At 59.1% G+C, this 15,651-nt stretch carries 14 protein-coding genes; 1 reads left to right on the forward strand and 13 read right to left on the reverse strand.

Annotated elements, in window-relative coordinates; genetic code table 11:
• Positions 1 to 35: 35 nt before the first annotated feature.
• The 7 genes from PUT78_RS05060 to cysQ all read right to left on the reverse strand — a co-directional run bounded on the left by PUT78_RS05060 (position 36) and on the right by cysQ (position 7,606).
• Positions 36 to 1,463: a nodulation protein NodH gene (locus tag PUT78_RS05060; protein ID WP_274351087.1), complete on the reverse strand. Its 1,428-nt coding sequence runs from the start codon at positions 1,461 to 1,463 to the stop codon at positions 36 to 38.
• 73 nt (positions 1,464 to 1,536) lie between these two features.
• Positions 1,537 to 3,225, reverse strand: coding sequence for a DUF5927 domain-containing protein (locus PUT78_RS05065; protein ID WP_274351088.1), 1,689 nt, complete (start codon positions 3,223 to 3,225; stop codon positions 1,537 to 1,539).
• A complete protein-coding gene (locus PUT78_RS05070; protein WP_274351089.1) occupies positions 3,222 to 4,235 on the reverse strand; it encodes a glycosyltransferase family 2 protein in 1,014 nt (337 codons plus the stop codon). Before PUT78_RS05070 ends, PUT78_RS05065 begins: the two co-directional genes overlap by 4 nt.
• A 150-nt stretch (positions 4,236 to 4,385) precedes the next feature.
• Complete coding sequence (locus tag PUT78_RS05075; protein ID WP_274351090.1) at positions 4,386 to 5,366, reverse strand: glycosyltransferase family 2 protein; 981 nt, start codon at positions 5,364 to 5,366, stop codon at positions 4,386 to 4,388.
• A gap of 51 nt (positions 5,367 to 5,417) precedes the next feature.
• Positions 5,418 to 5,678, reverse strand: coding sequence for a hypothetical protein (locus PUT78_RS05080; protein ID WP_274351091.1), 261 nt, complete (start codon positions 5,676 to 5,678; stop codon positions 5,418 to 5,420).
• Between the two features lie 89 nt (positions 5,679 to 5,767).
• On the reverse strand, positions 5,768 to 6,661 hold the full coding sequence (galU, locus tag PUT78_RS05085; RefSeq protein ID WP_274351092.1) for a UTP--glucose-1-phosphate uridylyltransferase GalU: 894 nt from the start codon (positions 6,659 to 6,661) through the stop codon (positions 5,768 to 5,770).
• Positions 6,662 to 6,799: 138 nt separating this feature from the next.
• On the reverse strand, positions 6,800 to 7,606 hold the full coding sequence (cysQ, locus tag PUT78_RS05090; protein ID WP_274351093.1) for a 3'(2'),5'-bisphosphate nucleotidase CysQ: 807 nt from the start codon (positions 7,604 to 7,606) through the stop codon (positions 6,800 to 6,802).
• Positions 7,607 to 7,757: 151 nt separating this feature from the next.
• On the opposite strand from cysQ, the gene PUT78_RS05095 reads away from it, so the two are divergent.
• A complete protein-coding gene (locus tag PUT78_RS05095) occupies positions 7,758 to 8,579 on the forward strand; it encodes an ABC transporter permease (protein ID WP_274351094.1) in 822 nt (273 codons plus the stop codon).
• Positions 8,580 to 8,596: 17 nt separating this feature from the next.
• Here the strand turns inward: PUT78_RS05095 and pyrF are convergent, their stop codons facing one another.
• From pyrF to PUT78_RS05125, 6 genes are all read right to left on the reverse strand, one after another.
• Positions 8,597 to 9,301, reverse strand: a complete 705-nt coding sequence (gene pyrF, locus PUT78_RS05100) for an orotidine-5'-phosphate decarboxylase (RefSeq protein ID WP_274351095.1) — start codon at positions 9,299 to 9,301, stop codon at positions 8,597 to 8,599.
• 93 nt (positions 9,302 to 9,394) lie between these two features.
• Positions 9,395 to 11,026 carry a peptidoglycan-binding protein gene (locus PUT78_RS05105; protein ID WP_274351097.1) on the reverse strand — a complete coding sequence of 544 codons (1,632 nt, stop codon included), beginning with the start codon at positions 11,024 to 11,026 and terminating at the stop codon, positions 9,395 to 9,397.
• A 36-nt stretch (positions 11,027 to 11,062) separates the two neighbouring features.
• Entirely contained in the window at positions 11,063 to 12,280 is a 1,218-nt protein-coding gene (locus PUT78_RS05110; RefSeq protein WP_274351098.1) for a phenylacetate--CoA ligase family protein, read from the reverse strand.
• Positions 12,281 to 12,337: 57 nt separating this feature from the next.
• Entirely contained in the window at positions 12,338 to 13,162 is an 825-nt protein-coding gene (locus PUT78_RS05115; protein ID WP_274351099.1) for an ABC transporter ATP-binding protein, read from the reverse strand.
• Positions 13,163 to 13,228: 66 nt separating this feature from the next.
• On the reverse strand, positions 13,229 to 14,521 hold the full coding sequence (locus tag PUT78_RS05120) for an ABC transporter substrate-binding protein (RefSeq protein ID WP_420793461.1): 1,293 nt from the start codon (positions 14,519 to 14,521) through the stop codon (positions 13,229 to 13,231).
• Positions 14,522 to 14,570: 49 nt separating this feature from the next.
• Positions 14,571 to 15,647, reverse strand: coding sequence for a branched-chain amino acid ABC transporter permease (locus tag PUT78_RS05125; RefSeq protein ID WP_274351100.1), 1,077 nt, complete (start codon positions 15,645 to 15,647; stop codon positions 14,571 to 14,573).
• Between the last annotated feature and the right edge of the window lie 4 nt (positions 15,648 to 15,651).

Consider the following 15,651-nt stretch of genomic DNA (forward strand, 5'->3'; position numbering starts at 1 on the left):
CTAGGCGGAACGATGTTGCGCGGCTGAAAACGACCTCAGCCCGCCCAATCTACATATCCAAGACGCAGGTAATCCTCGCCATAGGCGGCGCGGCCAAGGGATTCAATTTCCGCATCATAGATGCTTTCAAGCGTCAGTCGGTAATATTTCTGTGGCGGGTCAAACGGCGGCAGCTCCCGCCCCAGTCCAGCCCCCAATAGCGGCAAGCTGTCGCGCAGCATATCATCGCGCAGGACGTGCCGGATTGGCCCGCGCGATGCGATATCAGCAATCTGTTCCGATTGAAGTGCCCATGCAGGACGGGTCATCATGCTTGTCTGGCCGTTCAGATTGGCATGCACGAAGCGCAGAAACGCCTTGAACGCCCGGCAGTGTTCGTCCACGCCATAATCATCCATGGGACTGCCCTTTTCAGGCAGGGTGACATCATAGACATGTGCCAGAAACCGGCGCACATTTTCACGCGCGCCATGCAGCACCTGATTACGATAGACATAATGGGCGCGCTCCAGCGGGTGGCTGATGACACTGAAGGACAAATGCCCAGGATTCGTCCGTAGCCAGTCTTGCCAGCTTTCAGGGCTGAAATCATGCAGCAGATCACCGCGCGCAGCGCCGTCAATCCCGGCCATCCAGTCCAGAATGTCACCATCACGAACGCCACCACCCAATGGCGCATAGGCAAGCGGAAGGCTGCGGCACGCGCGATAGGCCCAGATCTGCCCCCCGCGCAGGGGTTCAAAGCCGGGGGTGCGCGACAGATTGAACCTGTCGAGCCGCGCCATGCCATCGCGCACAGCGTCATAATTGCTCAGCTTCTGTTCCAGCGGCTCGGGGTTCTGGCGTTTCAGCTTGCCGGATGTCTTTTCAATCTGCGCATCGATTCCCAGCCATCTGGCCAGACCGTTCAGCACCTGGACGTCATTCGCATCATCATAGGCAATATAGAACGCGGTCTGGCCAGATTCCTGCAACATGCGCTGGATACGCAACTGAAATGCCTGCAACTGCGCGACATGGTTTTCAAATTCCACTGGGTCAAAGGCAACCTGCGCGCTTCGCTTGGTTTTCACATCGCCCAGTTTCCATTGCTGCGTTGCCTGCGCAATCTTGAGCGAGACGTAGCTGTCCAGCGGGTTGCGCGTCAGGATGATCTTGGCGCAGCACGGGTCATCCATGATCGTGGGCAGAATGCGCGGGTCGTGATCATGGAAAAACCGGAACCCCGCCAGCCCGTCATGCTGCCGGATACCCTCCAGCAATGGAAAGGGGTTCTCTTCGCGCTGCTTCTGGGTCACCCCCAGAAGTTCATCACAGCCCTGATGGCCGATGAAGGCAGGGTTAAATGCCTCTCCCAGACAGGTCAGGCCGTCGAATTCGTTCAGATTGGCTTCTAACAGGTTGGACCCGGTGCGCATTTCGGCCAGAAGCACGAAATAGGTGAATCCTTTAACTGTTGTCATGTCTTGGTCCCAGATTGTCGCCGCCTGAAGTCGGCTGCGTTCATCAGCGTTCCTGCCCCTGAAGCGCTATGCTTCAGCGTTTGTAATCCTGTAACAACACCGGCGGCAAACCCATATTGCGCAATTGCGCAAGATAATCTTCAAATCCGTCCAGTGGTTTGATCTCCGGCAGGTCAGAAACTGACGCAGATGTGTCGGGCAGAATGCCCTGCAGGGTGTCGGACAGGTTTTTCTGCGGGTCTTGCAGGAATTCCCGCAGCGTCCAGATGCGTATATCTGCAAGCGCCCATTTTGAACGTAAGACAGAAATGAATTCCTGCTCGCGCTTCTGCAGCCAGCCGATATGGCCAAGAAGGTCATTTACCTTGTAGTCGCCGCGAAACAACGGCAGCAGAAATGCACCGCTGATAACCGAAATCCGGGCGTTGCGGTCCGTGGCCATGAACCAGTTCAGTTCCGGTGTCATACGGTCGCGGCTGTTATAGGAAAAACACTGCCGTTCCCCGCGCGTGGCCCATATCAGGTTGGTCAGGAACATGCGCGGGTTATAGTCACGAAGCGCCGCCGAATTGCTGATCGCGCCGTGATAAACCTGCGCGCCACCATGAAATTCCACTTTTTCTGGCGCATAAAGATGGCCGTGTACGCGGCAGCCTGCGGCATTGCTCAGCCAGAAGTCGAAATTCCGGAACACCTGTTCAAACCCGCAAAAGACCGAATAGGGCGCGGCGGTTCTGGTATGCGCGGAATCATCCAGCGGAAAGCGGCTTTGCATATATAATCCCGCCCGCCCTTCGCTGCGTTGCCGGGCGGCCAGTTCGAAATAGCGGTCAATCTTGGCGGGTTGCGGGTCAATCGGTTGCGCGCGCGCCGACTGGCCGGACAGGAAGAAATCATATAGCCCCTGTGCTTCTGGCCAGATCTTGCGGGCCACAAAGCAATCCGACCGGCGCAGAAGCTGCATGTGATCATCATAAAACAGATTGGGGCGGCCGTTGCGGTCAAATTTCACCAGGGTCAGAGAACGGCTTTCGATCCGGTCAGACACCAGCCGCACCATGGTCTGGAAATAGCTTTCATCGGGTATCCATGTACCCTTGAAATACCGGTCATAGCGTGCGCGTTTGGGATGGGCGAAAATGTCCTGCAGGGTCTTGCGCGACAGGCACCACCATTGCGACCCCATATGCGGCTGCAACGGGCGCGGCACTTCGCGGCGAATCCCCAGACGGCGCTGAACCTCTACCAGCAGATCGAACGCCCATTTATGCCGCTTCCATGACAGCGGAAAATGCAACGTGAAGCGTTCCTCTGACAGACCGCCCTTGATCCAGGGCGCGTGGCCAATCGACACGGATTCGATGAAATCGACACCGCGGCGCTGTGCCAGCCAGTCGATCAGTTCAGATGCGGGGCGCAGTGGCAGACAGGCACCCGATGCCAGCAATACGTGTTCGACCTGCGGGAATTCGGCCAATATCTGTTGTGATGCGGCCTGCGTTGCCGCGACAATCGGCCATGTCCCCCATTCACAGCGGAATCGTGTGCTGAAGCGCAACAACGGATGGGCGCCAATATCCTGCCTGAATTCCGCGATTTCATCCGCGCTGACAGCCCGGTCAACATGAATGACCACCGGACAATCCGCCGCCAGCCAGAACCGCGCCAGTTGTGCCGTCCGGTGCAAGGCCGTGTGGCACAGGATGACCACACCCAGCGGCGCAGAATGTACCGCGACTGTCTGGCCGGTGTTGGTGCTCATGCCCAGTCTCCTTTCGACATCAGCCCCAGTATTTCAAGCTGACGCCAGTTGATATACTCGGTCGAGAAGTCGCACCACAAATCGCCTTGCTCCTGCAATCCCCGGTCATAGGCCATATACTCACGGCTGCCGGCGTAATGTTCGCGCCGGACAAGTTCCTCGCGCGCTTTCGCAACGATTGTGTCCAGAAACTTGGCGTGCATCAGCACGCCCGATGCCTGCTCGCCGCCGCTTTCGTCATAGACCTTGTTCAATCCCCGCGGCAGCAACATATGGGTCGAACTGACATAGGCATATTTGCGCGACCAGTGGACCAGGGGCGTCTTGTTCAGCGCGGGTGATTGTTCGGGGGTGTCGCGCTGAAAGGCACGCGCGCGGACACCGCCCTGAATCCACAGGTTCTGGAATTTCGCGTTGCGCTTGATGGAATAGTTGCAGGCATCAAACCAACGTGCAATTTCAAACGGATTCTGCCCGCTGGAATAGGGCTGTGCTGTCACCGGCCCTTTGGGGTACATGTCCAGCAACATGGCCGAAAACGACCGCCGCGCCTGACTTTCCAGCCAGTCGGTCAGGGCATGCAGGGGGCGCGTGTCGCAAAACGGATAGACCAGAAATTCATCAACATCGACCACCAGCGTCCAGTGCCCTGCCCCATAGCGCCATTGCAGATGGTTCAGCCAGTCCACCCCGAAACTCGACGCCTTGTAGCTGGCCCCCGTCACCCAAAGCGACACATCTTTCTGGCGTTCCAGATATTCGGTCGTCCCGTCATCCGACGCATTATCGACCATCAGGAAATGCTCGACGCCTTGTGCGCGGTAATAGTCCAGAAAATACGGCAGGCGCACCAGTTCATTGCGCAATGTGGTGAAGGCCAGAATATCACCTTGCCGGATATTCGCTGTGCGGTTGATACGGGGGGTCAGTTCAAGGCTTTTGCGCAAGGCGCGCATCAGTTTGGTTTGTCGCTGCGCACGCAGCCTGAATTGCGCCTTCAGTCCCTTCATCCGTCCCACTCATACAGCACTGGCCGGGTATGCGACACACTCACACTGCGTCCCCGGTTCCGGGTTAATTTCCGACAGCTTTGCCCAACCCGGTCAGGACATGCAATATTTCATCGCGACATTGCGGAATAATTCAGGCAGCGTGGCCACTCAGGCCCATCCGCCGCGCGATATCAGACCAAGCTGTTCAAGCTGCTGCCACCCTTCGAACCGTGTTGAGGTTTCGCACCATAAGTCCGGTGACGTGGCCACTGCATCATAATAGCTGTCAAACACCGGCGCATTGCCGAAATGCTGGCCGCGCGCTTTCTCAACCGGGGCTTTTTCAACCACGGAATGCAGGAATTTCGTGTGCAGCAACGCCCCGGCAATACCTTCGCCACCGGTGCGGTCATAAAACCGGTTCAGCGCGCGCGGCAGAATGGAATGCGTGGAATTCACCCAGGTATTGTGCCAGCTCCATTTGATCAGTGGCAGTTTTGTCAGGGTCGGCGCGCGGTTTGGCGTATCCTTGAAAAATGTTCTTGCCCGTGGCCCACCCTGAATCAGCAAGGCATCCAGAAGGGGTTTGTGCAGAATGGAATAGTTCCCCGCATCAAACCAGTTCAGAACCGCAATCGGGTCTGTCCCCGGCGGGCAGGTCTGCGCGGCAAGCGGCCCTTTGGGGTACATTTCCAGCATCATCGCAGGCATAATCGCCTGCCCTTGGCACTCCAGCCAGTCGGTCAGTGCAGGCAAGGGCCGGGTATCCCAATGCGGATAGATCAGCAACTCATCGGCATCGGCCACCACGCACCATTGCCCCGACCCGTAGCGCAACATCAGCGCATTGATCCAGTCCATGCCGAAGCGCGATTGTTTATAGCTGGCCGCACTGCCCCAGACAGATGTGTCGGGCTGATCCAGCAGCAGTTGCCGCGTGCCATCCGTGCTGTCATTATCGACAAACAGGAAATGCCCGACGCCCAGCCTGCGGTAATGATGCAGGAACCAGTCAATGCGTTCGCGTTCATTACGGATGGTGCAGAACAGCAGGATGTCGCTGCGCGCCCATGTCCCCCGTTTCAGCGCTGTCAGGTCACGCGCCTTGCCAACGGCGCGCGCACGCAGGCGGCGGCGTTTCCAGCGCATACGAAAATCAAACCAGCGATCCTGGGAAGTGGGAACGGGGACAAGCATGGGTCAGTCATGCCACAGTTCCCGCGCAAGGCAAGTCCAAAGACACTGCAGCAGGGCCTTGCCGGTCGCGATGTGGATGAGGGTTTTGAGGACGGAGGAAGTATTCACCCCCCGGCGCAACGGGATCGATTTCGTCGTAGAAGCAACGACACACACGGCTTGAAGCTGTCTTAGGTGGAACGCAAAGGCGCAGAACAAGGGCGCAGTCAGCCGCGCCATCGGCGGGCCGTCCTGCGGCCTGCCGATGGCGCTGGCTTCATTCATGTCCCGACATCCGCTTCACGCCCGGCACATTGCAAAAGGGGCGCGCCATTGGCCCGCCCCATTGTTCATGCACCCCTGCGGCGCGTGGGTTATTGCGCGGCCTGGCGCTGCGTCATCATGTCGGTCAGGAATTCCTGAAGTTCATCATGCAGTTCCGCACGCGCCAGCCCGAATGCCACTGTGGCTTGCAGGAACCCCGCCTTGGACCCGCAATCATAGCGCTGCCCTTCGAAGCGGTAGCCATAAACGTTGCGCTTTTCCGCGATTTCGCGGGCTATGGCGTCTGTCAGCTGGATTTCCCCGCCAACGCCCGGTTTGATCTGATCCAGGTGGCGCATCACATCAGGCGACAGGATATAGCGCCCGATCGCCGCCAGGTTGGACGGCTGCGTGCCGGGTGCGGGTTTTTCGACCATGCCCGACATGGGCAGAATCGGGCCAATCGCGGGGGGCACATCCATGATGCCGTAGCTGGATGCCTTGTCAGGGGCCACTTCCATGGCGGCGATCATGTTGCCGCCGGTTTGTGCATAAGCCTCAATCATCTGTTGCAGACAAGGCTTGTCGGCGGCGATCACGTCATCAGGCAGCAACACCGCGAAGGGTTCATCCCCCACCAGATGGCGCGCGCACCACACCGCATGCCCCAGACCAAGCGCCTGATGCTGGCGCACATAGGCAATTGCGCCGCTGTCCATATTGGTGGCCTGCAGGGTTTCCAGAAGTTCGGACTTGCCCTTGGCACGAAGCGAGTTTTCAAGTTCCGGCGCATGGTCGAAATAATCTTCCAGCGCGCTCTTGCCGCGCGAGGTGACAAAAATGAATTCGGTAATGCCTGCGGCGCGGGCTTCGTCAATCGCGTATTGAATAAGCGGGCGATCCACCAGGGTCATGATCTCCTTCGGGACGGATTTTGTTGCCGGAAGAAACCGTGTGCCCATGCCTGCTACGGGGAAAACTGCTTTTGTAACCTTGCGCTTCATCTGTCGCTCCATTCGGTTGAACCTGCTTCAATTAACGAATGGTAAACAGGGGAAATACGGCAGGTTTTGGGTCAAATCACGGGCGATGCATGGCAATTCACGTTTTTGTGCGTGCCAATGCAGATACGCTGCGCGCGCTTAACCCTGCAGCAGTTCAACTGTCGGACTTGCGGCAATGAAGAACGGGTTTTCAAAACCCGGCTTACCGTAAGCCAGCACATCATGCCCCGCAAAGGTCACCACACGCCCGCCCGCACCGCGCAACACTGCATCGCCTGCGGCCGTGTCCCATTCCATTGTCCGGCCAAGGCGCGGATACAGATCCGCTTCGCCCGTGGCGACAAGACAGAATTTCAGCGACGATCCCGCGCTGCGCATATCCGCAACATTATAGCGGTTGATATAGGCATCTGTCGCCTGATCACGGTGGGACTTCGACGCAACCACCAGCACCGCGCCCATATCGGCCTTGCGCAACTGCAATTGCGTCAGGGTGCTACGGGTTTCCACAGCAAAAGGCCCGGTTTCTTCCACGCTGACACCATCGGCGCGGGTATAGAACAGGCGCCCCTTGGCGGGGGCATAGACGACACCGCGCAACGGCACGCCCTTCTCGACATAGGCAATATTGACAGTGAAATCGCCGCGCCGGTTGATAAATTCCTTAGTGCCGTCCAGCGGGTCAACAATGATGAAACTGTCGGCAGTGACAGAATGGCTTTGGGCCTGTTCTTCGGTAACCACCGCAACCCCCGGAAATGCCCGCGCCAGACCCGCGGAAATCACGGCATCCGCAGCTTCATCCGCGGCGGTGACCGGGCTGTCATCGGATTTACTGCGGATTTCGAAATCAGGGCCATCATATATGCCCATGATGACATCCCCTGCCAGTAGCGCAAGCGCGCGGAATTCGGTTTCGATGCGCTGAAAATCAACTGATGACATGAAGTGGTCCTTTGCCTTTGTCCTTCGCGAAATGAGACGGGGTTCCGTCCGCCCGCCAAGACAGATTGCCGAAACCCCGGTTTCGCGTTAAACTTGTTCTGACGCGTGGGGCGCAGTCGCGCAACCCGCACCTGAAGTAATGAGCGCAAATATGCACACTTCCACTGGTCGCAGTTCGATCTGGGCGCAGTTGTTCACCACAATGTCCCTGATATTCAATCAGGCTGTGCGCAATGTACGCAAGAACCACGGCAATGCCATCATCGGGCTTTTGCTGAATATCGCGCAGACACTTATCCTTGTTGCGGTCTTCATGGCGATATTCCTTTTCGCGGGCATGCGTGCGGCAGCGGTGCGCGGGGATGTGCTGCTGTATCTGATGACGGGCGTGTTCATGTTCATGGCCCATGTCAAGGTCATTGGCGCTGTGGCCGGGGCCGACGGGCCGGCATCGGCGATGATGAAACACCGCCCGATGAACCCGATTGTTGCCATCGGCGGCGCGGCACTCGGGGAATTGTATATTCAGGTGGTGACAGTGATTGTGTTGCTGTTTCTGTATCACGCGCTGTGGACCCCGCTGACCATTTACCAGCCCATTCAGACCTTTGCGGTATTTCTGACCGTGTGGTTTGCCGGGCTGGCCATTGGTGTGGTGATGTACGCGCTGAAACCATGGTTACCCAGTGCCAGCAAACTGGTGACCATGTTCTATACTCGGCTGAACATGGTGGCATCGGGCAAGTTCTTTCTGGCCAATACCCTGCCCGATTCCGTTCTGCCCTATTTCCTGTGGAACCCGCTGTTTCATGCCATTGACCAATCGCGGGGCTATGCGTTCATCAACTATAATCCGATGCATACCTGGGTCTATTACCCGGTAATTTTCGGGGTCGCTGTACTGGTTCTGGGGATGCTGGGCGAATTCTACACCCGCTCGCGCGTATCAATGAGCTGGTCTGCCAAACACTGACCGGCGCGGGCGGCAGTTCAGACTGCTGCGATTTCCGCCAGCACGGCACGCGCGGCGGCTCGTGGGTCCGTAGCCTGCCAGACGGGCCGCCCGACAACGATATGATCCGCCCCGTCCTGCAAGGCGCGCGCGGGTGTGGCGACACGCTTCTGATCACCCAGATCCGCACCTGCAGGGCGTACCCCCGGTGTGACAATCAGCTTGCCCGCCGCTTCAGGCAGGGCGCGGATGGCGGCGGCTTCCTGCGGGCTGGCAATCACCCCGTCCGCCCCGGCAGCCAGCGCGCGGGCGGCACGTTCAAGCGTGAATTCGGTGATGTCGCCCGGTTGCATCATGCCATCATCCAGATCGCCCCGGTCAAGCGAGGTCAGCACTGTCACGCCAAGGATTTTCAGATTCGACCCGCCCGCCCCGTCACGCGCGGCACGCACCACATGCGGGTCGCCATGTACGGTCAGAAAATCCAGATCATATTGCGCAATTCCGCGCACCGCAGACGCCACAGTTGCGCCGATGTCGAAAAATTTCATGTCCAGAAATATGCGCTTGCCATGTTCCTGTTTCAGTTCATTGGCCAGCGCCAACCCGCCGCCGGTCAGCATGCCCAGCCCGATCTTGTAGAAACTGACAGCATCCCCAAGCTGGCGCGCAAGTTCCAGCCCCGCAAGCGCATTGGGCAGATCAAGGGCGACAATCAGGCGGTCATCACTGGGCAAGGTCATGGCAGGGCATCCTTTCACGGGGTTGGGTCGACCGGGCCTAGCCGATTGCGCCCCCCACGACAAGATACCGCCACGGGGAGTCGCCGTTGCGCATCACTCAAAGAAGCTGCGCAGCGTATCGCCAAGCATCATCGTGATCAGGTCCTGCGTGACATAGCCAGTGGGGGGCAGGTCGAAATGACGCTGCGCACCTTCTATCGCGCTGCGGGACTGCGCGTCGAACGTGCCGTCGATTGCGCCGGGGTCCAACCCCATCCGTGCAAGCCGACGTTCGATCAGCACGCGGGTTGGTCCGGTAAGCTGCAATGCCTCCTCCGCCGCGCGGTCATTGGCGCGCTGCGGGTCTTCTTCGGGCGCGGGCGTTGCAGGCGGGTCCAGTTCATCTATCCGCACAAGCGCATCAGCGGCGAATGCGCCATCCGGCCATTCCACAAGATAGCTTTCATAGGCATCCACACTGTCACGCCTGCGCGCCTGATCCCAGGCGGCGCGGTCACGGCGCTGGCGGCTGTCGGCCTCTATGCGGTCCAGCCTTTCGCGGGCAAGCCCTGCGAATATGCCTTGCGGGTAGCGTTCCAGATAACTGCGCAGCCCGGCTTCGTCGCTGCCTGCGCCAGTGGCATCCCAGAAGGCGCGGTCGTCACGTTCAGCGACTTCGCGGCGGGCGCGTTCCTCTGCTTCGATTTCGGCGGCACGGCGCGCGGCATGACCGGCAAGCTGCATCACCTGTTCACGGTTCAGAAAACCGGTTTCATCCAGATTGTTCCGCCCCTGCCATCCGCGAATGGCCGCGCGCGTGCCCGGCCCGAATATACCATCAACCCCGCGGGTATTGAACCCCAGCGTTGTCAGATCGCGCTGAATCGCGCGGCGCTCATCGCGTGTCAGGGCCAACGCATCTTCAATACGTTCAGGGCTGTTACGCAGGCGGTCAATCGCGCCACGTGCGGCCTGTGCGTTCAGGCCATTGGGAAACCGGTCCAGATAGGACTGATAGGCCGCTTCGGTATTGGCCTGCTGCGCATCGGCCCAGGCCTGACGATCCGCGCGCGCAACCGGAGCAAAGCCTGCGGGCAGCAACGGCACCAGCGGCGAAATCGTGCCTTCGCCGGACAGACCGCGCGTCTGGTCCACCACATCCGACAACACTGCACCGGGGCGCAGAATGGCGCGCAGCCCCTGCCCCACCTGCGGAACCGGGCCGCGCACGACACCCACCCCCTGCGGCACCAACAGGCGCGCAGGCAGCCCGCCTGCCAGCCCGTCGCCATAGCTGCCACGCGACAAGTCCCCCCCGGCCAGCCAAAGCTGCGCGGCCTCTGCCGCGCCGGTCGCGATTTCCATGATTACATCCAGCCGCAATCCCGCGCTGTCGGCCATCGCCAGACCGGGTTCATCGGCATCCACGCCCAGAAACCACGCGCCGCTGCGCGAATGCACAAAATGCCCGGCCAGCACCACAATAACACGGTCCGCGCCATCGCGCTGAATCCGCGCATAGCTGCCTGCAAGCTGCGCTCGCATTTCTTCGGTGGTCAGATTGCGGCCTGAAACCACCTGAAACCCGGCGGATTCCAGCGTCGCGCTTATATCCAGAATCTGGTCTGCCCCGCGCAGGTTCGCGGCGTGGTCATAACTGTCATTTGCGATGACAAGCGCCAGTCCCGCCGCATGAAGCGGTTTGACCAGAAGCAACACAAACAGGACCAGAAAACCCAAACGCATGACGACATCCCCACTGTTAACCTATGCAGGGGGTCATCAGTCGTAGCGGCGCAGATCCTCTATCACCAGCCCGTCATTGGGCAGCGACCCCGGAGGCACCAGATCAACCTCACCCCTGAGTTTCAGCGTAGACAGTACCGTCGCTTCATACAATGCCGGATTCGTCGCGCGGGTTTCGATCCGCACTGTCATCACGTCCTTTTCACCAACGCGCGTGGCAATCACCCGCGCGCGGTGAATTTCATCATGATGGGACACAAGTGCCGCCACCTGTTCGGGGCGCACGAACATACCCTTGATCTTGGTCGTCTGGTCAGCGCGGCCCATCCACCCCTTGATGCGCATATTGGTACGCCCACAGGGGCTTTGCCCCGGCAGAACGGCGCTCAGATCACCGGTGGCAAAGCGGATCAGCGGGTAATCGGCATTCAGCGTGGTGACAAGAATTTCGCCCACCTCACCCTGCGGGACAGGATCGCCGGTTCCGGGGCGCACGATTTCGACAATCACCCCTTCATCCACCACCATTCCTTCCATCGCGTCGGTTTCATAGGCAACATTGCCCAGATCGGCGGTCGCATAGCATTGGCGAGCGGTGATCCCCCGGTCGCGGTAAAAATCGCGCAGGGACGGAAATAGCGCGCCGCCGCCCATAACCGCCTTGGTGATCTGCAACGCGACGCCCATCTCATCGGCCTTATCAAGGATGATCTTCAGGAAATCGGGTGTTCCCGCATAGACGGTGCTGCCGATATCGCGCGCGGCAATCACCTGCAACTCGGTCTGGCCGGTGCCTGCTGGCAAAACCGTGGCCCCGACCGCGCGCGCGGCGTTTTCAAACATCATGCCTGCAGGCACCAGATGATAGGAAAAGCAGTTCTGCAAGATATCGCCGCGCCCGATATGGCTGGCATGCAGAAACCGGCCCAGCCGCCACCAATCCGCCGACACGCGCCCGGGTTCATAGATCGGACCGGGGGACTGAAAGACATGCTCGAATTCGGCAAGCGCCGTTGCACTCAGCCCGCCAAAGGGGGGCTGCGCGGCCTGCGCGCCCGTCAGGTCGGATTTGCGCAGCACCGGCAAGCGCGCAAGCGACGCGCGGTCTGTCACTGCGCGCGCATCGATATCACCCAGATGCGCAGCCATTGCAGGCGCGCGCAGGGCATTGGAAACAGCCTTTGGCAAAGCCGTGGCAATATCTGCGCTGCGGGCTTCCTGTGATCGGGTTTCCAAAGGGTCGAACGGGGTCATGGCGGTGCCTTTTGGGTGATAGCGGCGGAATTGCGTGGGGGCGTCAGGGGCGTCTGGTCACGCCAGCCAGCGCTTGCGGCGGCGATAGCTGCGCACCTCGCGGAAACTTTTGCGGCCCTTGTCGGACATGCCCAGATAGAATTCCTTCACATCGGGGTTTTCGCGCAATTCCTGCGCGCTACCTTCCATGACAATGCGCCCGTTTTCCATGATGAAACCTGTCGTCGCATAGCGCAGCGCGACATTGGTGTTCTGTTCGGCCAGCAGGAAGGTCACGCCCTGCTCGCGGTTCAGCCGCGCAACAATTTCGAAAATCTGTTCCACAAGCTGCGGGGCCAGCCCCATCGAGGGTTCATCCAGCAGGATCATCGAGGGGCGCGACATCAGCGCGCGCCCGATGGCGGTCATCTGCTGTTCACCGCCGGATGTGTAGCCAGCCTGGCTTTTGCGGCGTTCCTTCAGGCGCGGAAAATATTCATAGACAAGATCAAGTTCCGCCGCCACTGCACCGCGCCCGTCTGTGCGGGTATAGGCCCCGGTCAGCAGGTTTTCCTCGACGGTCAGATGTTCAAAACAATGGCGCCCTTCCATTACCTGCACGACACCGGATTTCACCAGATCAGCCGGGTCCAGACCCACGACATTGCGCCCTTCATACAGGATGCTGCCCTTGGTCACTTCGCCGCGTTCGGAATGGATAAGGTTGGAAATCGCTTTCAGCGTTGTCGATTTGCCAGCGCCATTGCCGCCCAGAATAGCCGTGATACCGCCTTTGGGCACATCAAGACTGACACCTTTCAGCGCAAGGATGACGTGGTTGTAAAGCACTTCGATATTGTTGACTTCCAGAAGCGTCGTCTGCTGGGGGCTTGCATCAAGCATCGGATCGGGCTTTCGCATTCGGGTGAGGGAAGCGGCCCCGGATCAGGTCCGGGACCACTGCTGTGCTTAGTTCAGGCAGGCCGGGCTGATGTTGTTTTCAGCCGCATAGGCAATGCTGTCATCCATCGCCATTTCCATGATCAGTTCGCGATCAGGGTCGATCCAGTCGGTGATCAGGTTCCATTCACCCGCTTGCGCATCCCATTGCTGGATCATCGCAGCGCCTGAACCGCCATGGTTTTCACAGGCCACCGAGAAGGCAGGACCGAAATTCGGCAGGCCCAGTTCGACCATCAGTTCCTCGGTGATTTCCAGATTGGCCATGCCATCGCGCATCATCGCGGGCGTGATGGCAGCGACACCATGGATTTCCTGTGCCTTCTTTGCGGCTTCTACCGCCAGCATGGCTGCATACATGCCACGCGAATACAGCACGGTGCCGACCTCGTCGCCGGTGCCGGCATATTTGCCCGCGTCAATGACATAGCGCTGCATGTCCTCATAGATCGGATAATCCATGCCTGTGCCGTGCATCGCCAGCGCCTTGTAGCCATGCGCGCCATCACCCACAGGACGGACATCCTGCTGAGAACCGGACCACCACACGCCGATGAAATTTTCCATCGGGAAGCGGATATTGGCGGCTTCCTGAATGGCGGTCGGGTTCATGACGCCCCAGCCCCACATGACCACATAATCGGGGCGTTCACGCCGGATCTGCAACCACTGGCTGCCCTGTTCCTGACCGGGACTGTCCACGCCGATGCTCAGAAATTCATATCCGTGACGTTCGGCCAGACGCTCCAGCGTCGGGATGGGTTCGCGCCCATAGGCAGAGTTATGGTAAAGCAGCGCGATCTTCTTGCCTTCAAGGCTGCCGTCATTTTCATCCAGCAGGTAGTTGATGATCACGCTGGCCCCGTCCCAGTAATTCGCCGGGTAGTTGAAGGTCCAGTTGAACACTTCGCCATTCACCGCAGATGTGCGCCCATAGCCCATGGTGTGCATGGGAATGCCATCTTCCATGGTGCGCGGGATCAGCTGATAGGTGATGCCGGTGGACAAGGGCTGAATCACCAGCGGATTGTCATTGCGGATGGACTGATAGCATTCGACCCCGCGTTCAGTGTTATAGGCGGTTTCGCATTCGGTCTGCCGGATCGGCACGCCGCCGATCCCGCCATCGCGTTCATTGATCAGCGTCAGGTAATCGGAATACCCGTCCGCAAAGGGAATGCCCCCTGCAGCGAACGGCCCTGTCCGGTAGCTGAGTGACGGAAAGTGAAGCGTATCCGCCAGTGTCGGCCCTGCTACTACCATGGTTGCCGCAAGTGTCGCGGCCAGTCTGGTCATCTTCATCGGTTCTCCTCCCATATGGATGACGTTTCTTGAAATCGACCTGCCCCAATCAGTAAGGGAAAGGCCAAAGGCGCAGTTTTTCCTTTATTGTGCGCCATAATGCGGCGATGCCATGCGGCTCGACGATCAGAAAGACGATGATCAGTGCGCCCACAATCATGATTTCCAGATGCGCAGCCAGATCGGTGGGCCAGCCCAGCGAATTGACTAACAGCAGTTTCAGCAGAACAGGCCCGACAATCAGAAACGCCGCCCCTGCGAAAGCCCCGAAAATGGACCCCAGCCCGCCGATGATCACCATGAACAGAACAAGGAATGACTTGTCGATGCCGAATGCCTCGCCTGCTTCGGCAGCACCCAAATAGACAGCAAACAGCAGCGCGCCGGAAATGCCCACAAGGAAACTGGACACCGCGAAGGCCGTAAGTTTGGCAATCAGCGGGTTTACCCCGATGATCTCGGCGGCGATGTCCATGTCGCGGATGGCCATCCATTTGCGCCCCATGCTGCCGCGTGTCAGATTGCGCGCAAGCCAGGCGCTGGCGACAAGAAAGCACAGGCATATCATATACATCGACACTGCCGATGCACGCGGCCCGGTGACAGGGACGCCAAATACCTCGCGCGTGGGGGCGGAAATCATGCCGGTGGGCGAATAGTTGTAGAACCATGCAGTGCGTGTGAACAGCCAGATCAGAAAGAACTGCGCGGCCAATGTCGCCACCGCCAGATAGAACCCCTTAATCCGCAAGGATGGCAGGCCGAACAACACGCCGACACATGCGGTCACCATGCCCGCAATGATGATGACGAAAATGATGTTCAACTCGGGAAACGCCGTCATCATCTTATAGCTGGCATAGGCCCCCACCGCCATGAACCCGCCCGTGCCCAGGGATAACTGCCCGCAATAGCCGATCAGGATATTCAGCCCCAATGCCGCAATCGCATAGATCAGGAAGGGAACAACAATCGAATTGGCCCAGTAATCATTGATGATCAGCGGCATGACCAGAAAGGCAAAACCCAGCAGAACATAATAGCCATAACGATCGAATTTTATCGGAAAGGTCTGGCTGTCGGCGACATAGCTTGTCTTGAAATCGCCTGCTTCACGGTAAAGCATATTC

The organism is Roseinatronobacter alkalisoli (genome assembly GCF_028745735.1).
Taxonomy (GTDB): domain Bacteria; phylum Pseudomonadota; class Alphaproteobacteria; order Rhodobacterales; family Rhodobacteraceae; genus Roseinatronobacter; species Roseinatronobacter alkalisoli.